General features: G+C 67.6%; 24 protein-coding genes. 6 read left to right on the forward strand and 18 right to left on the reverse strand.

Annotated elements, in window-relative coordinates; translation table 11 throughout:
- Window positions 1-16: 16 nt before the first annotated feature.
- Entirely contained in the window at window positions 17-1,348 is a 1,332-nt protein-coding gene (locus ACFOES_RS11580) for a helix-turn-helix domain-containing protein (protein ID WP_377833431.1), read from the reverse strand.
- Between the two features lie 167 nt (window positions 1,349-1,515).
- On the opposite strand from ACFOES_RS11580, the gene ACFOES_RS11585 reads away from it, so the two are divergent.
- A complete protein-coding gene (locus ACFOES_RS11585) occupies window positions 1,516-2,097 on the forward strand; it encodes a VOC family protein (protein WP_377833432.1) in 582 nt (193 codons plus the stop codon).
- Between the two features lie 32 nt (window positions 2,098-2,129).
- Here ACFOES_RS11585 and ACFOES_RS11590 read toward each other — a convergent pair whose 3' ends face one another.
- From ACFOES_RS11590 to ACFOES_RS11630, 9 genes are all read right to left on the reverse strand, one after another.
- On the reverse strand, window positions 2,130-2,285 hold the full coding sequence (locus ACFOES_RS11590) for a hypothetical protein (protein WP_377833433.1): 156 nt from the start codon (window positions 2,283-2,285) through the stop codon (window positions 2,130-2,132).
- Between the two features lie 263 nt (window positions 2,286-2,548).
- Window positions 2,549-3,538, reverse strand: a complete 990-nt coding sequence (locus tag ACFOES_RS11595) for an ABC transporter substrate-binding protein (RefSeq protein ID WP_377833434.1) — start codon at window positions 3,536-3,538, stop codon at window positions 2,549-2,551.
- Between the two features lie 60 nt (window positions 3,539-3,598).
- On the reverse strand, window positions 3,599-4,450 hold the full coding sequence (locus ACFOES_RS11600) for an ABC transporter permease (protein ID WP_377833435.1): 852 nt from the start codon (window positions 4,448-4,450) through the stop codon (window positions 3,599-3,601).
- A complete protein-coding gene (locus tag ACFOES_RS11605) occupies window positions 4,447-5,310 on the reverse strand; it encodes an ABC transporter permease (protein WP_377833436.1) in 864 nt (287 codons plus the stop codon). Before ACFOES_RS11605 ends, ACFOES_RS11600 begins: the two co-directional genes overlap by 4 nt.
- A complete protein-coding gene (locus ACFOES_RS11610; RefSeq protein WP_377833437.1) occupies window positions 5,307-5,933 on the reverse strand; it encodes a hypothetical protein in 627 nt (208 codons plus the stop codon). Before ACFOES_RS11610 ends, ACFOES_RS11605 begins: the two co-directional genes overlap by 4 nt.
- Before the next feature lie 85 nt (window positions 5,934-6,018).
- Complete coding sequence (locus ACFOES_RS11615) at window positions 6,019-6,819, reverse strand: ABC transporter ATP-binding protein (RefSeq protein WP_377833438.1); 801 nt, start codon at window positions 6,817-6,819, stop codon at window positions 6,019-6,021.
- Window positions 6,820-8,274, reverse strand: coding sequence for a dihydropyrimidinase (gene hydA, locus ACFOES_RS11620; protein ID WP_377833439.1), 1,455 nt, complete (start codon window positions 8,272-8,274; stop codon window positions 6,820-6,822).
- A 29-nt stretch (window positions 8,275-8,303) separates the two neighbouring features.
- Complete coding sequence (locus tag ACFOES_RS11625) at window positions 8,304-8,552, reverse strand: hypothetical protein (protein WP_377833440.1); 249 nt, start codon at window positions 8,550-8,552, stop codon at window positions 8,304-8,306.
- Window positions 8,553-8,695: 143 nt separating this feature from the next.
- Window positions 8,696-9,946: a Zn-dependent hydrolase gene (locus ACFOES_RS11630; RefSeq protein WP_377833441.1), complete on the reverse strand. Its 1,251-nt coding sequence runs from the start codon at window positions 9,944-9,946 to the stop codon at window positions 8,696-8,698.
- 127 nt (window positions 9,947-10,073) lie between these two features.
- Here ACFOES_RS11630 and ACFOES_RS11635 point away from each other — a divergent pair, with 127 nt between their 5' ends.
- Window positions 10,074-10,724 (forward strand): TetR family transcriptional regulator C-terminal domain-containing protein, encoded by a 651-nt coding sequence (locus tag ACFOES_RS11635; protein ID WP_377833442.1) that lies wholly within the window; start codon window positions 10,074-10,076, stop codon window positions 10,722-10,724.
- Between the two features lie 216 nt (window positions 10,725-10,940).
- Here the strand turns inward: ACFOES_RS11635 and ACFOES_RS11640 are convergent, their stop codons facing one another.
- Window positions 10,941-11,228: a cupin domain-containing protein gene (locus tag ACFOES_RS11640; protein ID WP_377833443.1), complete on the reverse strand. Its 288-nt coding sequence runs from the start codon at window positions 11,226-11,228 to the stop codon at window positions 10,941-10,943.
- Complete coding sequence (locus ACFOES_RS11645) at window positions 11,228-12,556, reverse strand: aspartate aminotransferase family protein (RefSeq protein WP_377833444.1); 1,329 nt, start codon at window positions 12,554-12,556, stop codon at window positions 11,228-11,230. Before ACFOES_RS11645 ends, ACFOES_RS11640 begins: the two co-directional genes overlap by 1 nt.
- Window positions 12,557-12,793: 237 nt before the next feature.
- On the opposite strand from ACFOES_RS11645, the gene rutR reads away from it, so the two are divergent.
- On the forward strand, window positions 12,794-13,411 hold the full coding sequence (gene rutR, locus ACFOES_RS11650) for an HTH-type transcriptional regulator RutR (RefSeq protein WP_377833445.1): 618 nt from the start codon (window positions 12,794-12,796) through the stop codon (window positions 13,409-13,411).
- Between the two features lie 239 nt (window positions 13,412-13,650).
- Here the strand turns inward: rutR and preA are convergent, their stop codons facing one another.
- Together preA and ACFOES_RS11660 are read right to left on the reverse strand one after the other, a co-directional pair.
- Window positions 13,651-14,952, reverse strand: a complete 1,302-nt coding sequence (gene preA / locus ACFOES_RS11655) for an NAD-dependent dihydropyrimidine dehydrogenase subunit PreA (protein ID WP_377833446.1) — start codon at window positions 14,950-14,952, stop codon at window positions 13,651-13,653.
- An 11-nt stretch (window positions 14,953-14,963) separates the two neighbouring features.
- Window positions 14,964-16,298 carry an NAD(P)-dependent oxidoreductase gene (locus tag ACFOES_RS11660; protein ID WP_377833447.1) on the reverse strand — a complete coding sequence of 445 codons (1,335 nt, stop codon included), beginning with the start codon at window positions 16,296-16,298 and terminating at the stop codon, window positions 14,964-14,966.
- A 290-nt stretch (window positions 16,299-16,588) separates the two neighbouring features.
- On the opposite strand from ACFOES_RS11660, the gene accB reads away from it, so the two are divergent.
- The gene (gene accB, locus ACFOES_RS11665; protein WP_377833448.1) at window positions 16,589-17,074 is read left to right on the forward strand and encodes an acetyl-CoA carboxylase biotin carboxyl carrier protein; all 486 of its coding nucleotides are present in this window, start codon (window positions 16,589-16,591) and stop codon (window positions 17,072-17,074) included.
- An 11-nt stretch (window positions 17,075-17,085) separates the two neighbouring features.
- Window positions 17,086-18,444, forward strand: coding sequence for an acetyl-CoA carboxylase biotin carboxylase subunit (gene accC / locus ACFOES_RS11670; RefSeq protein ID WP_377833449.1), 1,359 nt, complete (start codon window positions 17,086-17,088; stop codon window positions 18,442-18,444).
- Window positions 18,445-18,573: 129 nt separating this feature from the next.
- Here accC and ACFOES_RS11675 read toward each other — a convergent pair whose 3' ends face one another.
- On the reverse strand, window positions 18,574-19,278 hold the full coding sequence (locus ACFOES_RS11675) for a class I SAM-dependent methyltransferase (protein ID WP_377833450.1): 705 nt from the start codon (window positions 19,276-19,278) through the stop codon (window positions 18,574-18,576).
- A 108-nt stretch (window positions 19,279-19,386) separates the two neighbouring features.
- On the opposite strand from ACFOES_RS11675, the gene aat reads away from it, so the two are divergent.
- Window positions 19,387-20,028: a leucyl/phenylalanyl-tRNA--protein transferase gene (gene aat, locus ACFOES_RS11680; protein WP_377833451.1), complete on the forward strand. Its 642-nt coding sequence runs from the start codon at window positions 19,387-19,389 to the stop codon at window positions 20,026-20,028.
- On the opposite strand, the gene ACFOES_RS11685 is transcribed toward aat, so the two are convergent.
- From ACFOES_RS11685 to ACFOES_RS11695, 3 genes are read right to left on the reverse strand one after another with little or no spacing between them, the layout of a single operon-like run.
- Window positions 19,992-20,573 carry a DUF2155 domain-containing protein gene (locus ACFOES_RS11685; RefSeq protein WP_377833452.1) on the reverse strand — a complete coding sequence of 194 codons (582 nt, stop codon included), beginning with the start codon at window positions 20,571-20,573 and terminating at the stop codon, window positions 19,992-19,994. The genes aat and ACFOES_RS11685 overlap by 37 nt on opposite strands.
- A complete protein-coding gene (mlaD, locus tag ACFOES_RS11690; RefSeq protein ID WP_377833453.1) occupies window positions 20,570-21,058 on the reverse strand; it encodes an outer membrane lipid asymmetry maintenance protein MlaD in 489 nt (162 codons plus the stop codon). Before mlaD ends, ACFOES_RS11685 begins: the two co-directional genes overlap by 4 nt.
- 2 nt (window positions 21,059-21,060) lie before the next feature.
- Window positions 21,061-21,435 carry an NADH:ubiquinone oxidoreductase subunit NDUFA12 gene (locus ACFOES_RS11695; protein ID WP_377833454.1) on the reverse strand — a complete coding sequence of 125 codons (375 nt, stop codon included), beginning with the start codon at window positions 21,433-21,435 and terminating at the stop codon, window positions 21,061-21,063.
- Window positions 21,436-21,489 lie beyond the last annotated feature (54 nt).

Consider the following 21,489-nt stretch of genomic DNA (forward strand, 5'->3'; position numbering starts at 1 on the left):
CGCCCCCGTGCCGGCCTCAGAATTCCTCGGCCAGGATCGACGGCTCGCGCCGCGCCGCGCAGCCGCCGCGCGGGCAGATGCGGCAGCTGGTGCCGACCGCCAGCACCGGCCCGTCGCCGCCCCCCGGCACCGCCGTCTCGGGCAGCACCAGCATCTGCGCCTCGAGCACCTGCGGGCCGTCGAAACCGCCGGGATGGCGCGGCTGGCAGATGGCATAGGTCAGGAACCGCCGCCGGCCGCGCCCGCCCATCTCGACCAGCGCCCTTATCGGTGTCATCGGCCGCGACAGCGCCTGGTAGAGCGGCCAGAGCGGACAGGCCGAGCCGAAGCGCGGCAGGGCGAACCCCTCGGTCGCCTTGCGGAAGACCAAGGTGCCCGAGCCGTCGCAGGCGACAAGGCCGATCGTGCCGCGCCCGGCCACGTCCGGCAGGCTGGCCAGCCGCCGGAACACCGCCCCGAGATCGGCGCCGAACTGTTGCGCCAGCCGGCCGGGATCGTAGCCCATCTCCTCGGCCGCCGGGCGAAACCTGTCCAGCGGCAGGGCGTGGGCATCGGCAAGGTAGCGCCGCAGCCAGGCCGTCGCCAGCTTGCGCGCCGCTGTCGAAGCCAGCTCGGGCGCCTCGGCGATCAGGCTCTCGGGCTCGGGCGCGCTCGCCCGCTCCAGTTCCGCGACATGGTAGCCGCGCGCGCCCAGCCAGGCCTCCAGTTCCTCCTGCGGCGCCGCCAGCCCGGTTTCCTCGGTCATCGTGCCGTCGAGATAGGCGACCAGCGATTCCGCCCCCTCGGCCAGGCGCACGGAATCGTCGTGCAGGTTGCGGTGGAAGCGGGCGCGCCATTCGGGCTCGATATCCTCGGTCTCGGCCAGGATCGCGGCGGTCGAGCGCACCGAGGTCACCGCCGACAGCACCTCGTGCAGCGAGGCCGAGAGGTAAGGGTCATGCGCCATCCGGTCGCTCAGCGTCTCGACCGTGCGCTCCAGATGCGCCACCCGGCCCTGCAGTGCCGCCAACAGCCCGGCCCAGCCCGGAAAGCGGCCGACGAATTCCTCGATCCGCTCGAGTTCCGGCAGGTCGGGCGTCCGCCGTTCGGCCGGGGCCGCCGCCGTCGCCGCCTCGCGCAGCCCGTCCAGCAGCGCCGCCCCGACGCCTTCGGTCAGCGCCGCCGGATCGACCCCCAGCGCCTCGGCGATGCGGCGCAGCAGGGCGGCGCCGACATTGCGCCGGTTATGCTCGATCAGGTTGAGATAGGAGGCCGAGATCCCCGCCTCGCGGGCCAGGTCGGCCTGCTTGATGCCCGCCAGCGTCCGCCGCTCGCGTATCCGGCTGCCCGCAAGGGCCGATCTCGCCACGAGGCTTCTCCTATATCGGTGTAAATAAATTGACAGGCAAACTGCCGATGCACAAGGATTTTAAGAGCGATTTGCAGCACTTTACAGCCGCTATCGGCGGATAGGATTTGGACGGGAAATCACCGCCAGCCGTGCTATGTTGCCCGGCAAAGGACAGGGAGGAGGCGATGCGCAAGCTGCAGACCCAGGGGGTGCACCACATCACGCTGACCGGCGCCGACCGGCAGAGCTCGATCGATTTCTGGGAGGGCGTGCTGGGCATGCCCTTCGTCTTCGACCAGCCCAATCTCGACAACCCGCGCGAGGGGCATCTCTATTTCGACCCGGGCGACGGCCGCCTGATCACCGTCTTCACCAACGAGGACCGCAAGCCGGTGCATGACCGCACGCCGACCGATCCGGGCTGCGTCCATCACCTCGCCTTCGCCGTCAGCCTCGCCACCTTCCGCCAGGTGGCGAAACGGCTCGACGCCCGCGGCATCCGCCATTCCGGTCCCAAGGACCGGGGCTTCATGGATTCGATCTATTTCACCGACCCGCTCGGCCTGCTGATCGAACTGGCCTGCTACCGCTTCGAGCCGCCGCGCGGCTACGCCCATGCCGACGTCATGATCGAGGCGCACCGGCTGCGCGTCGCCCGCGGCGACTACAACATCCAGGAACAGCACCTCGCCGACGCCATCGAACTGCTGGTCGAGCGCAGCCAGCAATCGCTATCCGAGGATCGCAGCCCGAAGAACCCCTACTAGGCGGGGCGTGCAGGATCGCCCCGCCCTCGGCGTCAGCAGTTCGGATTGGGCAGGGTGGTGCCGACCTTGCTGATATCCGACACGCCGGGCTCGCACTGGCCGTCATCCTTCATCGGCTGGGTGCAGGCGGCCAGCGCCCCCGCCAGAACCATCGCGACCATCACGCCGCGCAACGCAATTCCACTCATCCCCGTCTCCTTCCCGTTCGCCCCGGCCGCCGTCGTCCGGCCCGATAACGTTGGCACGGGGTTGCAAGCCCGGCCTTGACGCGGATCAACGCCCAGGCGGGGCAAGCGTCTGCCCGCGGGTCGGCCCCCGCCCTGTGCGTCTTGCGCGCCGATCGGGCGATCTTGCCCCCGCCACGGCTGGAGCCTGAAACGCCCCCGGGCGAGGGCAAAGAAAAACGCGGCCCCCAGAAGGGAGCCGCGCCGTCTTTGCCATGCGATCCGGCTTACTTGAGCGCCAGGTCGGTGATCTCGTGGGTCCAGGCCCCTTCCGGCTTCTTGGTGATCGCCGGGTTCTCCTTCGACACCGCCGAGAGCAGCGTGTTCACCGTCTCCTCGTAATCGGCCGGGTCGAGCGCCCCGTTCGAGCCCGCGGTCAGCTTGGCCACCTCTTTCATCATGTATTTCTGGTGGTCGAGCGTCTGGGCGCCGCTGGCATCGTTGTCGATGACGATCTGGGCGGCCTCGTCCGGATGGGCCTCGGCATATTTCCAGCCCTTCATGCTGGCCCGCACGAAGCGCACCATCTCGTCCTTGAACTTCGGATCCTTGAGCTTGTCCTGCATGACATAGAGCCCGTCCTCGAGCATGCCGACGCCTTCCTTCAGGTAGTTGAAGGTGACAAGCTGATCCGGCGTGATGCCGGCATCGAGCACCTGACCGTATTCGTTATAGGTCATGACCGAGATGCAGTCGGCCTGCTTCTGCAGCAGCGGATCGACGTTGAAGCCCTGCTTGAGCACGGTGACGCCGTCCGGCCCGCCCTCGGTCGGGATGCCCAGCTTGGCCATCCAGGCGTAGAACGGGTATTCGTTGCCGTAGAACCAGACGCCCAGGGTGTGGCCCGGGAAGTCCTTGGGCGAGTTGATGCCGGTTTCCTTCAGGCAGGTCAGCTCGAGCCCGCCATGCTTGAACGGCTGGGCGATGTTGACCAGCGGCAGGCCCTTTTCGCGCGCCGCCAGCGCCGCGGCCATCCAGTCGACGATGACATCGGCGCCGCCGCCGGCGATCACCTGCTCGGGCGCGATGTCGGGGCCGCCCGGCTTGATCGTGACGTCCAGCCCCTCGTCCTTGTAGAAGCCCTTGTCGAGCGCGACATAGTAGCCGGCGAACTGGGCCTGGGTGACCCATTTCAGCTGCAGCGTCACGCTGTCGGCGGCCTGGGCCGCCCCCGCCATCATCAGCGCGCCAATCGCGCCCACCATCAGTTTCTTCATTGCGTACCTCCGGGTTGTGACCGGGATTCTTGCCCCGGCCTTGGGTTATTGCCCGCGCCTTCAGGCGCGTGAGCGTTGCGACGGATGCCAGAAGGTCACTGCCTTCTCGATCATCGCCACAATTCCATAGAACGCGCTGCCAGCCAACGCCGCCACGGTGATCTCGGCCCAGACCATATCAAGCGACAGCCGCCCGACCTCGGTCGAGATGCGAAACCCCATGCCCTTGATCGGCGAGCCGAAGAATTCCGCCACGATCGCCCCGATAAGCGCCAGCGTTGTCGCGATTTTAAGCCCGTTGAAAACGAAGGGCATGGCGGCGGGCAGGCGCAGCTTGGCCAGGGTCTGGCCATAGCTGGCCGAGTAGGTCGCCATCAGGTCGCGCTGCATCTTGTCCGTGGCGTTCAGCCCCTCGACGGTATTGACCAGCACCGGGAAGAACACCATCGCGACCACCACCGCCGCCTTCGACTGCCAGTCGAAGCCGAACCACATCACCAGGATCGGGGCGATACCGACGATCGGCAGCGCGGCGACGAAATTGCCGATCGGCAGCAGCCCGCGCTGCAGGAAGGGCGAGCGGTCGATCAGCACCGCGGTGACGAAGGCCGCGCCGCAGCCGATGACATAGCCCGACAGCGCCCCCTTGACGAAGGTCTGCAGGAAGTCGGTCCACAGCGTCGGCAGGCTGGCGCCGATCTTCACCGCGATGTCGGTCGGCGCCGGCAGGATCACCATCGGCACGTTCAGCCCGCGCACCAACCCCTGCCAGACCAGCAGCAGGGTCAGGCCGAAGATCGTCGGCACCAGCAGGCCGACGGCGCGGGTATTGGCCGCCGGGCTGTGCGACAGCCTGACGTTCAGCGCCCAGCCGCCGAGCCAGGCCACGAGGGCAACAAGCAGCCAGATCATCGCGCCATCCCCATCCGCTTGAGCGTCACCTTCTGCACCGCGCCGATGGCACCGACCATCACCGCGGCGACCACCGCCGCCATGATCAGCGCCGACCAGATCAGCACGGTCTGGCCGTAATAGCTGCCCGAGAGCAGCCGCGCGCCCAGCCCCGCCACCGCGCCGGTCGGCAGCTCGCCGACGATGGCGCCGACCAGCGCCGCCGCCGCGCCGATCTTCAGCGAGGTGAAGAAATAGGGCATCGACGAGGGCCAGCGCAGTTTCCAGAAGGTCTGGGACGGGCTCGCGCTGTAGGTCTTGAGCAGGTCGAGCTGCATGCCGTCGGGGCTGCGCAGCCCCTTCACCATGCCGACGACGACCGGGAAGAAGCTCAGATAGGCGCTGATGAAGGCCTTGGGCAGGATGCCGGTGATGCCGATCGAGGCCAGCACGACGATGATCATCGGCGCGATGGCGAGGATCGGGATCGTCTGGCTGGCGATCGCCCAGGGCATGACCGACATGTCCATCGCCCGGTTATGGACGATGCCGACCGCCAGCAGCACCCCGGCCCCGGTGCCGATGACGAAGCCCAGCAGCGTCGCCGACAGCGTCACCCAGGCATGGTAGACCAGGCTGCGCTTCGAGGTGATCTTCTGGCCGAAGACGCCTTGCCACAGCCCCTCGGCCACCTGGTGCGGCGTCGGCAGCACCGGGCGTTTCTGGTTCATGGTCTCGCCGACGACCTGGGTGAAGGTGACTTCCTTCTTCGCCCGCGCCGCCTGGTCGAGAACCCATTGCGAGTTCATCCAGACCGCGCCGGCATACCAGAGCGCGATGATCGCGGCGACGATGGTGAGAACGGGCGCAACCGACTTCATCCCTGCCCTCCCGGCTTGTCCGCGACATGATAGCAGAAATGCAGCGGCACGGTGCGCTGCGCCAGCACGTCGGTCAGCACCACGTCGACCTGCCAGGTCCCGACCGGGTACTTGTCGTCGACCGCGATATCGGCCCCCAACCGGGTCATGTAGAAGTCGCTCGCCTCCCCGCTCAGCTTGGTGTCGAAGCAGCGTTGCGCCGGCAGGCCCGAGACCTGGCCGCCGGGCCGGGTGACGCGGATGGCGCAATCGACATGCGCCCCGCCCATGTCGGTCAGCGGGTTGGAGAAAAAGACCAGCAGCCGCGCCTTGTCGCCCGGCGCCATCTCGGCCGCCGGGGTGAAGGCGGGCGGCGCGGCATGGGCGCCCTTGGCCCATTCCTGCTTCCAGTCGGCATCGCCGGTCACCACCGCCGCGGCATGGAACTTGCCGGTCTGCTGCGCCGCCCTGCCGGTGCAGGCGGAGCCGGAGGCAAGCCCCGCCCCCGGTGCCACGGTCGCGGCGACGGCCAGCGCCGCCGCAAGTCTCTTGCCCCAATGGCACAACGCAGAAGCTAGGATCGCGCCCGGCCCGAGGGTGGGCGCATCGCGCCCGCCGTCGGGCTGGAAGCACGCCTTCGGCATGATGGGGGCGGGTCGGGCGCGATCCGGGGCTGATGCCCCGGAAAAAACTCCGTTCTCATGCCCCCTTGCCGTCTCTACCAGCCGATTATTCGTCATAGCTGTGCCCCGCTCTCAGCCCCTCGCGCACGCGATGGGCGACCTCGATGAATTCGCGACTGTCGCGGATGTCGAGCGGCCGCTCCTTCGGCAGCGGGCTTTCGATCACGTCGGTGATCCGCCCCGGCCGCGGGCTCATCACCACGATCTTGGTCGACAGATACACCGCCTCGGGGATCGAGTGGGTCACGAAGCCGATGGTCTTGCCGGTCCGGCCCCAGAGCTTGAGCAGCTCCTCGTTGAGCCGGTCGCGCACGATCTCGTCGAGCGCGCCGAACGGTTCGTCCATCAGCAGGATCTCGGCATCGAAGGCCAGCGCCCGGGCGATGCTGGCCCGCTGCTGCATGCCGCCGGACAGCTGCCACGGGAACTTCTTGCCGAAGCCGGCCAGGTCGACCAGTTCGAGCACCCGCTCGACCCGTTCGTTCTGCTCGGCCCGGGCAAAGCCCATGATCTCCAAGGGCAGCTTGATGTTGCCGGCGATGGTGCGCCACGGGTAGAGCCCGGCGGCCTGGAACACGTAGCCATAGGCCCGCGCCTGGCGCGCCGCGTCGGGGGTCATGCCGTTGACCTGCAGCGTGCCCTCGGTCGGGTGCTCCAGCGCCGCGATGGCGCGCAGGAAGGTGGTCTTGCCGCAACCCGAGGGACCGATGAAGGAGACGAAGTCGCCCTTCTCGATCTCCAGGTTGACGTCCTTGAGCGCGTGGACGGGGCCGTCGCTCGTCTGGAACGTCAGCCCCAGCCCCTGCGCCGCGATCACCGGCGGCGCGGTATTCACCGTGTCCTTCATTCAGACCCCGCTCGCCGGGATGCCCGACCGCTGGATCGGCCGCGGGGCCGTCAGTTCCTTCCAGCTCGACAGTGCGCGGTTGACCGAGCCGTTGGGCTCGCGCTTGACGAACTTGCCGTGGCCTTCCTCGCTGCGCATCTCGCCGTCATAGACGGCCACCTTGCCGCGGCTCAGGGTGAAGCGCGGCAGGCCCTTCACCTCCTTGCCCTCGAAGACGTTGTAATCGATCGCCGATTGCTGGCTCGCCGCGCTGATCACCTTCGATTTCTCCGGGTCCCAGACGATCAGGTCGGCATCGGCGCCGACCAGCACCGCGCCCTTCTTCGGATAGATGTTGAGGATCTTGGCGATGTTGGTCGAGGTGACGGCAACGAACTCGTTCGGGGTCAGCCGGCCGGTGCCGACGCCATAGGTCCACAACATCGGCAGCCGGTCCTCGAGCCCGCCGGTGCCGTTCGGGATCTTGGTGAAATCGCCGACGCCGTAACGCTTCTGCTCGGTGGTGAAGGCGCAATGGTCGGTGGCGACGCAGCTCAGGCTGCCCGCCTGCAGACCGGCCCAGAGGCTGTCCTGGTGCTGCTTGTTGCGGAAGGGCGGGCTCATGACGCGGCGGGCGGCATGGTCCCAGTCCTTGTCGAAATACTCGCTCTCGTCCAGCGTCAGGTGCTGGATCAGCGGCTCGCCCCAGACCCGCTTGCCGGCCTGCCGGGCGCGCCGGATCGCCTCGTGGCTCTCCTCGCAGGAGGTATGCACGACATAGAGCGGCACGCCGGCCATGTCGGCGATCATGATTGCGCGGTTGGTCGCCTCGCCCTCGACCTGCGGCGGCCGGCTGTAGGCATGGGCCTCGGGCCCGGTATTGCCCGCCGCCAGCAGCTTGGCCGACAGCTCGGCCACGACATCGCCGTTCTCGGCGTGGACCAGCGGGATCGCCCCCAGCTCGGCGCAGCGGCTGAAGCTGGCATAGAGCTCGTCATCGTTCACCATCAGCGCGCCCTTGTAGGCGAGGAAATGCTTGAAGGTGTTGATGCCGCGCTCGCGCACCACGGTCTCCATCTCGTTGAAGACCTGCTCGCCCCACCAGGTGATCGCCATGTGGAAGGAATAGTCGCAATGGGCGCGGGTCGACTTGTTGTCCCACATCTGGATCGCGTCGAGCAGCCCCTGGCCCGGGCTGGGCAGGGCGAAATCGACCACCATCGTCGTGCCGCCGGCCAGCGCCGCGCGGGTGCCGCTCTCGAAATCGTCGGTCGAGTAGGTGCCCATGAAGGGCATCTCGAGATGGGTATGCGGGTCGATCCCGCCCGGCATCACGTAGCAGCCGGTGGCGTCGAGCACCTCGTCGCCTTTCAGATCGGCGCCGATCTCGATGATCTGGCCGCCCTCGATCAGCACATCCGCCTTGTAGCTCAGATCGGCGGTGACGACGGTGCCGTTCTTGATCACTGTGGTCATGTTCGTCTCCCTGTTCTTGGTTGCCGGCGTCAGCTGTCGTCGCAGATCAGCTTGCCGGCGGTGTCCGTCACGGGCGTCAGATAGCCCGAAAGATCGTCCTTGGTCTGGATGAAATAGCAGCCGTCGGCGCGGCGCTTGACGTCATGCAGGTCGGTGCCCGGCGGCAGCGCCGCCCGCGCCCTGGGCGAGATGTAGGGCAGCGGCGCCGGTCCCGGCGCGCAGCCCGCCATCATTCCCGACACCACGACGATCCCGAAGGCCCGGCCCATGCGTCCCAATCACCCGTCTCCCTGTTCCGTCACGGGGCCCCGCACCGCCCCCACTTTCTGCTCGAAAATATCCTCGGGGGGCATCGTCATTGTCGCGCCATCGGTCCGAGAGACGATGGCGACGGGGCAGACAGCCCCCCGGCCTCGCCACCCTACTCGACGATGCCGGCGGTTTCGACCACGGCATGGAACAGCACATCGGCCCCGGCGCGGGCCCAGTCCGGGCTGATCTCCTCGGCCTCGTTGTGGCTCAGCCCGTCGACGCAGGGGCACATCACCATCGCCGTCGGCGCCACCCGGTTGATCCAGCAGGCATCGTGGCCGGCGCCCGAGATGATGTTCATGTGGGAATAGCCCAACCGCTCGGCGGCGTTGCGCACCGCGGTCACGCAGCCGGCATCGAAGGCCACCGGGTCGAAGCCGCCGACCTTCTCGAACTCGACGGTCAGGCCCATCTCGTCGCAGATCTTCTGCCCGCCCGCGCGCAGCCGTTTCTCCATGTCCTCGATCACCGCCAGGTCGGGCGAGCGGAAATCGACGGTGAAGACCGCCTTGCCGGGGATGACGTTGCGCGAATTGGGGTAGACGTCGATATGGCCCGCCGCGCCGACCGCGTGCGGCTTGTGCGACCAGGCGATCTCGTCGACCAGCTCGAGGATGCGCGCCATGCCGAGGCCGGCATTCTTGCGCATCGGCATCGGGGTCGAGCCGGTATGGCTGTCCTTGCCGTGCACCGTGACCTGGGTCCAGCTCAGACCCTGGCCATGGGTGACGACGCCGATATCCTTGCCCTCGGCCTCGAGGATCGGGCCCTGCTCGATATGCAGCTCGAACATCGCGTGCATCTTGCGCGCACCGACCTCCTCGTCGCCGACCCAGCCGATCCGTTTCAGCTCGTCGCCGAATTTCTTGCCCTCGGCATCGGCGCGGTCATAGGCCCAGTCCTGGGTGTGCATGCCGGCGAAGACGCCGGAAGCCAGCATCGCCGGGGCGAAGCGGGTGCCCTCCTCGTTGGTCCAGTTGGTGACCACGATCGGGTGTTTGGTCTTGATGCCGAGGTCGTTCAGCGTGCGGACGATCTCGAGCCCGCCGAGCACGCCCAGCACGCCGTCGTATTTGCCGCCGGTCGGCTGGGTGTCGAGGTGGCTGCCGACATAGACCGGCAGCGCGTCGGGATCGGTGCCCTCGCGCCGGGCGAACATGTTGCCCATGGTGTCGACGCCCATCGTCAGGCCCGCCGCCTCGCACCATTTCTGGAACAGCGCGCGGCCCTCGGCATCGGCGTCGGTCAGGGTCTGGCGGTTGTTGCCGCCGGCGACGCCGGGGCCGATCTTGGCCATCTCCATCAGGCTGTCCCACAGCCGTTCGCCATTGATCCTGAGGTTCTCACCAGGTGCTGCCATCTTTCATTCTCCCTGTCGGTCGGGGCTTGTGCCCTCTTGCGACGAAACCAATTCTGACCATATGGTCAAACTCAGCAGGCCACGTTCTGACCATTCGGTCAACGTTTTTCTCGGTGCGACAGGGGTCATGAGCGACGAAACAGCCATCAATCGCCCAAAAAAAGGGCGGCGCGAAGCGGCGCGACGCGCAACCGAAAGCACGATTCTGACGGCGGCCGAGTCGGTTTTCGCCGAAGCGGGATTCGGCGGAGCGACGATGCAGCTGATCGCCGATGTCGCCGGGCTGCCCAAGGCCAACCTGCACTACTACTTCGCCACCAAGGAAGAGCTCTACCGCTCGGTCGTCAACCGCATCTTCCTGATCTGGCTGCGGGCGGCGGATGCGATGGACGAGGCCGCCGGCCCGGCCGAGGGCATCGGCGCCTATATCGACGCCAAGATGGAAATCTCGCGCCACCATCCCAACGGCTCCAAGGTCTGGGCGTCGGAGGTGATGCACGGCGCGCCGGTGATCCAGGACTACCTCGAGACGACGCTGACCGAGTGGACACGGGGCCGCGTCGCCGTCATCGAACGCTGGATCGCCGAGGGCAAGATGGCGCCGGTCAACCCCGAGCACCTGCTCTACATGCTCTGGGCGACGACCCAGCATTACGCCGATTTCGGCCACCAGATCGAGACGCTGAACGGCGGCAAGCCGCTGGACGACGCCCAATGGGAGGCGGCGAAGGCGAGCGTGAAGGAAATCATCCTGCGCGGGATCGGAGTGGCGATCTAGGCGACCGCGCCCGTCATCCAGTATGAGGGCAGCGCCCGACCCGTCCGGGGCGGGGGTAGAACTGAGCGCTTCGTTCTTCAAAGCCCCGGCGCCATGCTTTTTGCACCTTCGCCGCCAACAGCGCCCGCCCCGGTGGGGGGCGGGTCGGGCGCTGCCCGGCGTAAACGCCGGGCAAGACAGATGGTCAGGGATGGAACCAGGGGGAGGCCGAGCCCCCTACCCCTTCAACTCCACCTCGACGAAGGTCATCGGGGCGTCGCCGCCGTTGATGACGTTGTGCTCGGTCCCCATCGGCCGGCTGTAGGCGCTGCCGGCGGGGATGTCGCTGCGGGCGGTCTCGCCGCCCGGCAATTCCAGCAGCAGGCTGCAATCGGTCACCGTGGTGATGACATATTCCATGCCGTGGACATGCCACCCGGTCTCGGCCCCCGGCGCGAAGTCGAAACGGGTGACGCGCACCCGCTCGTCCTCGTGCAGCAGCGTGGCAACGGCCTGGGGACGCATCAGTCCAGCGTCTTCAGAACGTCGGCCAGGGTGCCGATCAGCTGGTCGATCTGGGCCTTGTCGATGATCAGCGGCGGCGACATGGCGATGATGTCGCCCGTCGTCCGGATCATGATCCCCTTCTCGTAGGCCTTGAGGAAGGCCGAGAAGGCGCGCTTGGTCGGCTCGCCCGGGATGCCTTCCAGCTCGACGGCGCCGATCAGGCCCATGTTGCGGATGTCGATCACATGCGGCAGGCCCTTGAGCCCGTGCAGCGCGTCCTCCCAATAGGGCGCCAGCTCGGCGGCGCGCTCGAACAGGCCTTCTTCCTTGTAGGTGTCCAGCGTCGCAATGCCGGCGGCGGCGGCGATCGGGTTGCCGGAATAGGTGTAGCCGTGGAACAGCTCGATCATGTGCTCGGGGCCCTGCATGAAGGCGTCGTGCACCTCGCCCGTGGTCAGCACCGCGCCCATCGGGATGACGCCGTTGGTCAGGCCCTTGGCCGTGGTCATCATGTCGGGCAACACGCCGAAATGCTCGGCCGCAAAGCTGCTGCCGAGGCGGCCGAAGCCGGTGATGACCTCGTCGAAGATCAGCAGGATGCCGTGCTTCTTGGTGATCTCGCGCAGCCGCTGCAGATAGCCCTTCGGCGGCAGCAGCACGCCGGTCGAGCCCGCCATCGGTTCGACGATCACCGCGGCGATGGTCTCGGCGCCGTGCAGGGCGACGATCCGCTCCAGCTCGTCGGCGAGGTTGGCGCCATGTTCCGGCTGGCCGCGGGTGAAGGCGTTCTGCTCGGGCAGATGGGTATGCGGCAGGTGGTCGACGCCGGTCAGCAGGCTGCCGAACATCTTGCGGTTATTGACGATGCCGCCGACCGAGATGCCGCCGAAGTTGACGCCGTGATAGCCGCGCTCGCGGCCGATCAACCGGGTGCGGGCGCCGTCGCCGCGGGCGCGGTGATAGGCGATCGCCAGCTTGAGCGCGGTCTCGACGCTCTCGGAGCCGGAGTTGGTGTAGAAGACGTGCTCGATCCCCTTGGGCGCGACGTCGACCAGCCGGTTGGCCAGCTCGAAGGCGAGCGGGTGGCCCATCTGGAAGGCCGGCGCGTAGTCGAGCTCGGCCGCCTGCTTCTGGATCGCCTCGGTGATCTTGGGCCGGCAATGGCCGGCGTTGCAGCACCACAGCCCGGCGGTGCCGTCCAGCACCTGGCGCCCGTCGGACGAGGTGTAATACATGTCCTTGGCGCCGACGAGCATGCGCGGCGCCTTCTTGAACTGGCGGTTCGCCGTGAAGGGCATCCAGAAGGCATCGAGGTCGTTCGGGGCGGGTTTGCGATCAAGGGCCATCGGGCTCTCCTTCACACGACCGCGACCGGCCGGCGCCCCGCGGCGCATCCGGTGCGGAGATTTCATAATTTGACCAGATGGTCAGGATCACGCTAGCAGAGCGTCGGCGCCAGTCAAGGAAATCGCCCATCACTTGGCAAGGGGGATTCGTCAGCTGGCGACAAAAGGTGCAAATGGGCTTTTTCCCCGGGCCGGTTTCGGCAAGACTGTTGCAGATGAAATGATGGAAGGCCGCCGATGAACGAGACACGCCCCCGCACCCGCATCCAGCGCAAGAACAGCCAGGCGATCCTGGATGCCGCGCTCGAGGTGTTCTCGCAATTCGGCTTCCGCGGCGCGACGCTGGACCAGATCGCCGAGGTCGCGGGCCTGTCCAAGCCCAACCTGCTCTATTACTTCCCCTCCAAGGAGGCGATGCATGTCGAGCTGCTGGCCGGGCTGATGGATACCTGGCTCGACCCGCTGCGCGCGCTCGATCCGGCGGGCGAGCCGGTGGCGGAAATCCTCGGCTATGTCCGCCGCAAGCTGGAACTGAGCCGCGATTACCCGCGCGAAAGCCGGTTGTTCGCCAACGAGATCCTGCAGGGCGCGCCGCGCATCCTCGACCTGATCGAGGGCGATCTGCGCGATCTGGTGGACGAGAAGGCGGCGGTGATCGAGGGCTGGATGGCGGCGGGCAAGCTGGCCCCGGTCGATCCGCGCCACCTGATCTTCTCGATCTGGGCGACGACCCAGCATTACGCCGATTTCGAGGTCCAGGTCCGCGGCGTGCTGCAGGAGCCGGCCGAGTCCACCCATGCCGGGGCGCTGGACTTCCTGACCCGGCTTTATACCAACGCCCTGACGCCGCGGTGAGGCATCACCTCCCGACGCATCGGCTTCGCCCCCCTCCTGATCGCCTCGCCCTGCGCGGTTCCCGCGCGCACCGGGCGGAAGAGGCATGGCACCAAGCGTCATTTCGCCTTCCCAACCGGACCACGGCTGCAAGAAGGGCAACGAAAAAGCGCCCGGTCCACGCACAGGGACCGGGCGCCAGACGGGGTGGGCACCCCGGAAGGGTCGGCCGGCAGCGGCTCGCACCGCCGGCCCGCCCCCTACTCCGCCGCCTGTGCCGCGGGGTTGTTGGGATGGGTCGTCCAGTTGGCGTAATCGCCCACGGTCTGGCCGGTGCGCGGGTCGACCACGCCCTTCGCCAGCTGCTCCATGGTGATGCAGCCCTCGACCGGGCAGACATCGACGCAGAGGTTGCAGGCGACGCATTCCTCGTCCTTGACCTCGAACACCCGGTCTTCCGACATCGCGATCGCCTGGTGGCTGGTATCCTCGCAGGCGGCATAGCAGCGGCCGCACTTGATGCAGGCCTCCGGGTCGATCTTGGCCTTGGTGACATAGTTGAGGTTGAGATACTGCCAGTCGGTGACATTGGGCACCGCGCGGCCGACCACCGAGGCGACGCTGTCATGGCCCTTGTCGTCCATCCACTGGCTCAGGCCCGAGATCATCTCCTGCACCACCTTGAAGCCATAGGTCATGGCCGCGGTGCAGACCTGCACGTTGCCCGCCCCCAGCGCCAGGAACTCCGCGGCATCGCGCCAGGTCGTCACCCCGCCGATGCCGCTGATCGGCAGACCGGCGGTCTCGGGGTTGCGGGCAATCTCGGCCACCATGTTGAGCGCGATCGGCTTCACCGCCGGGCCGCAATAGCCGCCATGGGTGCCCTTGCCGTCGATGGTCGGCTGCGGCGCGAAAAGGTCGAGATCGACCGAGGTGATCGAGTTGATGGTGTTGATCAGCGAAACCGCATCCGCCCCGCCGCGCTTTGCCGCCTCGGCCGGGTAGAGGATGTTGGTGATGTTCGGCGTCAGCTTGACGATCACCGGCATCCGCGTGTTCTGCTTGCACCAGCGGGTCACCATCTCGATATATTCCGGCACCTGGCCGACGGCCGAGCCCATGCCGCGCTCGGCCATGCCGTGCGGGCAGCCGAAGTTGAGCTCGATCCCGTCGGCGCCGGTCTCCTCGACCAGCGGCAGGATCGCCTTCCACGCCTCCTCCTGGCACGGCACCATCAGCGACACGACCAGCGCCCGGTCGGGATAGTCGCGCTTGACCTGCTTGATCTCGCGCAGGTTCACCTCCAGCGGCCGGTCGGTGATCAGCTCGATGTTGTTCAGCCCCAGCAGCCGGCGGTCGGCACCGTAGATGGCACCGTAGCGCGGGCCGTTGACGTTGACGACCGGCGGGCCGTCCTCGCCCAAGGTCTTCCAGACGACGCCGCCCCAGCCGGCCTCGAAGGCGCGGCGGACGTTGTATTCCTTGTCGGTCGGCGGCGCCGAGGCGAGCCAGAACGGGTTGGGCGACTTGATGCCGACGAATTCGCTTTGAAGATTGGCCATCTCTGCCTCCCTCAGCCCATCAGGGCCGTGTGAATGTCCATCGCCGCGTCGCGGCCCTCGGCCACCGCGGTGACGGTGAGGTCGTCGCCGCCCGAGGCGCAGTCGCCCCCGGCCCAGACGCCCGCGATGCTGGTCCGGCCCGGGCCGGTGACGGCGATCTTGCGGCCTGCCAGCGCCAGCCCCTCGGGCGCGCCCTCGAGGCTCTGGCCGATGGCCTTGAACACCTGGTCGGCCTTGAGCCGGAAGGTCTCGTCGGTCAGGGTCAGGCCGTTCGGCCCCTCCTCGGTATAGGCGAACTCGACCGCCGTGACCGCGCCGTTGCCGATCAGCCTGACCGGCGCCGCACCGGCGATGATACGCACGCCCTTCGAGGTCGCGTATTCCTGTTCGTATTCCGAAGCCGACATCTTCTCCTGCCCGCGGCGGTAGACGATGGTGACGGTCTCGGCGCCCAGCAGCTTCGACTGCACCGCGGCATCCACCGCGGTCATGCCGCCGCCGATGACGACGACGTCGCGGCCGACCGGCAGCTTCGACAGGTCGCCGCTCTGGCGCAGCTCGGCGATGAAATCGACCGCGTCGCGGACATGGGATTTCTCCTCGCCCTCGGTGCGCAGCGCGTTGACGCCGGCGAGGCCGATGCCCAGGAACACCGCGTCGAACTCCTGCTGCAGCGCGTCGAGCGACAGTTCCGCCCCCAGCCGCTTGGCATGGACCACCGAGATGCCGCCGATCTTGAGCAGCCAGTCGACCTCGGCCTGGGCGAAGCCGTCGACCGTCTTGTAGGCGGCGATGCCGTATTCGTTCAGCCCGCCCGGCTTGTCGCGGCCGTCATAGAGCGTGACCTCGTGGCCCAGCATCGCCAGCCGGTGCGCCGCCGACAGGCCCGCCGGGCCGGCGCCGACCACGGCCACTTTCTTGCCGGTCGCGGCGGCGCGGGTGAAGGGCTGCGCCCCATGCGCCATCAGCACGTCGGTGGCGTAGCGTTGCAGCCGGCCGATCTCGACCGGCTTGCCCTCGGCCGCCTCGCGCACGCAGGCCTCCTCGCACAGCTGCTCGGTCGGGCAGACCCGGGCGCACATGCCGCCGAGGATGTTCTGGCTCAGGATCGTCTTCGCCGCCGCCTCGGGCGTGCCGGTCGCGATCTGGCGGATGAACAGCGGCACGTCGATCGTGGTCGGACAGGCGACCGTGCAGGGCGCGTCATGGCAGAAATAGCAGCGGTCGGCCGCCACCCGCGCCTCATGCGCGTCGAGCGGCGGTTCCATGTCCGCGAAATTGTCGGCATAGGCGCCGGCCGGCAGGCGGCCCGGCACCACGCCGGGCGTCAGCGGTGTATTCGACAAGGTGGCTCTCCCGTTGGTCTTTGTTTTGAGAAAAAGCTGCCACAGCGCCATTTTTTTATCAAATGGTAAATTTTCACTTTCCGCCGTCAGCCGCCGTTTGCGGGAAAATCAACGTCTTGGCGGCCGGTTCTGCCCGAAAAACGGTCAAGTCCCGGTCCGGGCGCCCCGGGATTCGCGTTGCGACCGAGACGAAACTGGCGCTTTTCACCCCCGGATAGCTGGCGTATAAGCGCCCAACCAAAAGGCCACGGCCTGCACCGAACGGGCAGCAAAGACCGACCGAGGACGGCATGACCAAGCAACCCCATGACACTGACGTCGCCTTCATCCAGGCGCTCGCCGAATTGCTCAACGCCAACGAGCTGACCGAGCTGAGCGTCAAGCGGGAATATGGCGAGAATGACAGCCTGAACGTGCGCGTCACCAAGCAGGCCAACGTCGTGACCACGACGGCCACCGCCGCGCCGGCGCCGGCGCCCGCCGCGGCCCCGGCAGCCGCCCCCGCGGCCGCCCCGGCCGTCGCGGAAGACCCGGCCCAGCATCCCGGCGCCGTCACCTCGCCGATGGTCGGCACCGCCTACCTGGCGCCGGAACCGGGCGCCGAAAACTTCGTCAGCATCGGCACCCAGGTCAGCGAGGGCGACACCCTGCTGATCGTCGAGGCGATGAAGACGATGAACCACATCCCGGCGCCGCGCGCCGGTACCGTCAAGCGCATCCTGGTCGAAGACGGCAGCCCGGTGGAATACGGCGCGCCTCTGGTCATCCTCGAATAAGGGGGCCGGCGATGTTCGAGAAGATCCTGATCGCCAACCGGGGCGAGATCGCGCTCCGCGTCATTCGGGCCTGCCGCGAGATGGGGATCAGGTCCGTCGCCGTCCATTCGACCGCCGATGCCGATGCCATGCATGTCCGCATGGCCGACGAATCGGTCTGCATCGGGCCCAATTCCTCGACCGACAGCTACCTCTCGGTCCCGGCCATCGTCTCGGCCTGCGAGATCACCGGCGCCGAGGCGATCCATCCCGGCTACGGCTTCCTGTCCGAGAACGCCAATTTCGTCCAGGTGCTCGAGGATCACGGAATCGCCTTCATCGGCCCCTCGGCGGAACATATCCGCATCATGGGCGACAAGATCACCGCCAAGGAGACGGCCGAGAAGCTCGGCATCCCGGTCGTGCCCGGCTCGGACGGCGGCGTGCCCGACGTGGCGGCGGCGCTGCGGGTGGCGGAAGAGATCGGCTACCCGGTGATCATCAAGGCCACTGCCGGCGGCGGCGGCCGCGGCATGAAGGTGGCGCGCGACGCCAGCGAGCTGGAAAGCGCCTTCCGCACCGCCCGGGTCGAGGCCAAGGCGGCCTTCGGCAACGACGAGGTCTATATCGAGAAATACCTGCAGAAGCCGCGCCATATCGAGATCCAGGTCTTCGGCGACGGCAAGGGCAACGCCGTCCACCTCGCCGAGCGCGACTGCTCGCTCCAGCGCCGCCACCAGAAGGTGTTCGAGGAAGCGCCGGGCCCGGTGATCACGGCCGAGCAGCGCGACCGGATCGGCAAGATCTGCGCCGACGCGGTGGCCAGCATCGGCTATGCCGGCGCCGGCACGATCGAGTTCCTGTTCGAGGATGGCGAGTTCTACTTCATCGAGATGAACACCCGGCTGCAGGTCGAGCACCCCGTCACCGAGGCGATCTTCGGCGTCGACCTGGTGCGCGAGCAGATCCGGGTCGCCTCGGGCATGCCGCTGTCCTTCGGCCAGAACGAGCTCGAGATCAACGGCCATGCCATCGAGGTCCGGATCAACGCCGAGAAGGTGCCGGAATTCGCCCCGCGTCCGGGCAGGGTCAACGTCTTCCACGCCCCCGGCGGGCTGGGCGTGCGGATGGATTCGGCGCTCTATGCCGGCTACTCGATCCCGCCCTATTACGACAGCCTGATCGGCAAGCTGATCGTCCACGGCCGCGACCGGACCGAGGCGCTGGCGCGGCTGCACCGGGCGCTGGGCGAGCTGATCGTCGACGGCGTCGAGACCACGGTGCCGCTGTTCCACGACCTGCTGGAAGAACCGGAAATCATCGCCGGCGACTACAACATCCACTGGCTCGAGAAATGGCTGGCCAGCCATTACGGCAAGGGCGCCGCCTGAGGACGGGCCACAGGCCGGGGGCGCCGCCCCCGGACCCCCGGGTTATTTGTCAGCAGGAACTGGGCCGTTCGCGGCCCTGTTTCATCAAGCCGCGACGCCAGCCCGGAACCGGCGCTCAGGAACCGGCGCTCAGAGCGGGCGCAGGGCGCAGGTGGCGCGGCGCATCTTGGTATCGCGGTAGTAGTCGCCCACGCCGGCGCGGCGGTTCGCCGGACGGGCGTCCCAGTCGACCCAGTCGATGCGATAGTCGAGCGCCTCGGCCATCAGCTCCATCGCCTTGAAGGAGGGCACGCCCTTGACCGCCACCTTCTGGCCCTCGATCTGGGGCGCGGCGTTCAGCACGTTGTCGGTCCGCTCCTTGACCAGCTGGATCATCGGGTTGGGCCGACGGATGAACTCGCTGTCGACGATGACCAGCTTCGGCTGCAGCCGGCGCAGGCCTTGGAACAGGCGGAAATGGTCCATCAGGTGGTAGAGGATGCCGTAGACCGCGACGACGTCATAGGTTTCGCCGCGGGCGGCCTCGGCGTCGATCTCGTCGTAGAGGTCGTTGCAGCGCAGCTCGACCTTCGCCCGCAACTCGGGATCGGGAAAGCCGGGAAAGCGGGCGATCAGCTCGGGCCGCGCCTCGACGCCCACCACCTGCGCCGCACCGGCGCCCGCCAGCGCATAGGACCAGCGGCCGTCATGCGCAGCAAGGTCGAGCACCCGGGCGCCGCGGATTTCCTCGGCGAAGGGCGTCACGATCATCTCGTGGCGCGCATTCATCCGCGCCACCGGCTGGTTGGCGTCCTCGTAGCCTGCTAGATCTCCGATGAAGTCGAAAAAACCCATGTTGCCCTCGCCTCTGCTCTGCGCATCAATCTGCCCGTTCGGGCGCTGAACGCAAAGCCCTATTCAACGGCGCGGCGGCTGCGGGCCGGACAGGGAAAGATGCCACGGATGAGCCAGCCGATCACGCCCGAGCTGCTGTTGCGCGCCTATGCCATGGGCATCTTCCCGATGGCGGAAACGCGCGACGATCCCGAGCTGCACTGGATCGACCCGACCTGGCGCGGGGTTTTCCCGTTGGAAAATTTCCACATCTCCCGCTCGCTTCGACGCCGGATCCTTGCCGAACCTTTCACGATTCGAACCGACACCGATTTCGCCGGGGTCATGCAGGGCTGCGCCGATCGCGAAGAGACCTGGATCAACGACGCCATCTTCGAGCTGACGCTGACGCTGCACCATGCCGGCTTCGCCCATTCGATGGAGGTCTGGGAGGGCACGGAGCTGGTCGGCGGCGTCTACGGCGTGACCCTGGGGGCCGCCTTCTTCGGCGAGAGCATGTTCTCGCGCCGCCGCGACGCCTCGAAGATCGCGCTGGCCTATCTGGTCGACCGGCTGCGCGCGGGCGGCTTCACCCTGTTCGACACCCAGTTCCTGACCGAGCACCTGGCCAGCCTCGGCGCGGTCGAGATCAGCCGGGCGGAGTATCACCGGCGCCTGGAGGCGGCGCTGGAGAAGACGGCGGATTTCGACCGCCAGGGGCCGGTCCCGACCCCTCAGGAAGTGGTGCAGCGCAACAGCCAGACGTCGTAGCGCGGGCTGTCGAGCGGGTTGAGCGCCGGGCTCGAGGCGATCATCCAGCCCTTGAAGATCGGGTCCTGCACCTGGCTGTCATGGATCACCAGATAGGCATAGGCGTTCGAGGACGGGTCGTCGACCGGGTAGCGGCATTGCTGCAAGGTGATGGTCAGCCGGCCTTCCTTGGCGGAATCGCCCGGCGCCAGCGGCACGTCGACGGTCTTGCCCGAGACCTTGTCGAGCCAGCGCACCACCCCGCCCTTCGGCGCCTCGGTCACCTTTTCCGATGTCGGCGCGCTGACCGTGCCCGGGGTCGAGCTGTCGGTGACATTGCCCAGCCCGGTGCCGTCGGCGACGAAACCGCCCTGGGCGCCCGGGATGGTCCCGTCCTGCGAGGTCCCGTCCTGCGAAGAGCCGTCCATCGTCGTGTTGCCGCCGATATCCGGCCCCGGCAGCGGCGTGGTGACGATGCCGCCATTGGGATCGGTGGCCTGCTGGGCCAGGACCGCCGGCGCGCACAGCGCCACGGCTAGCGCCAGCGCCGGCCCGCGCAGGCTCATTTCGTCGCCCCCGGATCGGCGGCAGCGCCATCGCTGCCGTTGCCGCCATTGCCCGAGACGAATTTCATCAGCAGCGAGATCAGGCTGACCGCGCCCTGGGTGTCCTCGATCTCGTCGCCGGGCTGGAGGTTGTCGATCGCCCCGCCGGGCACGATCTCGACATAGGAGCCGCCCAGCAGCCCGTCCTGCGAAATCAGGATCGCGCTGTCGGTCGGGATCTCGATGCCGTTCTTGATGTTGATCGTGGCGTCGGCGAAGAAGGTCTTGGGGTTGAGCTCGAGGTCGGTGATCGTGCCCACCTTGACCCCGGCCAGCTTGACATCGGCGCCGGTGGTGATGCCCTCGACCGAGCGGAACGAGGCATGCAGCGGATAGCCACCGCTGGCGCGCGAAAAGCCGGTGGCCTGGGCGGCGTAGACCATGAAGCCGATCGCCACCGCCAGAACCACGCCCCCGACGGCGACCTCTGTGGGATTCTGCGCCATGGTTATTCCGGCTGCCAGGCCTCGTAATCGCGGCGCTCGACCGGATCGGGGCGGCGAATCGACCCCGGCGGCACATAGGCCAGCGCGGTGCCGGTGAAGTTCTCGTGATGCGGCTTTTCCCAGGCCTTGTGGGCCAGCGGCTTGGCGGTCGGCGGCTCGTCCCAGGTGAAGTGCAGCCAGCCGTGCCAGTCGGGCGAGATCCGGCTCGCCTCGCTCTCGCCGTTGTAGATCACCCAGCGGCGCTTGCCGTCGGCGGTGCGGTAAAAAACATTGCCCTCGGCGTCCTCGCCCACTTTCACGCCCTTGCGCCAAGTGAAGATCTGGGTACCGAGCGTCTGGCTGTTCCACCAGGTCAGAAGGCGCAGCAGAAAATACATCAAAACCCCTCCGAGGACAGTTTCCCCTCATATGGACCAGGACGCGCGGAAGGT

Origin of the sequence: Acidimangrovimonas pyrenivorans, from assembly GCF_042643245.1 — a bacterium.
Classification (GTDB): domain Bacteria; phylum Pseudomonadota; class Alphaproteobacteria; order Rhodobacterales; family Rhodobacteraceae; genus Acidimangrovimonas; species Acidimangrovimonas pyrenivorans.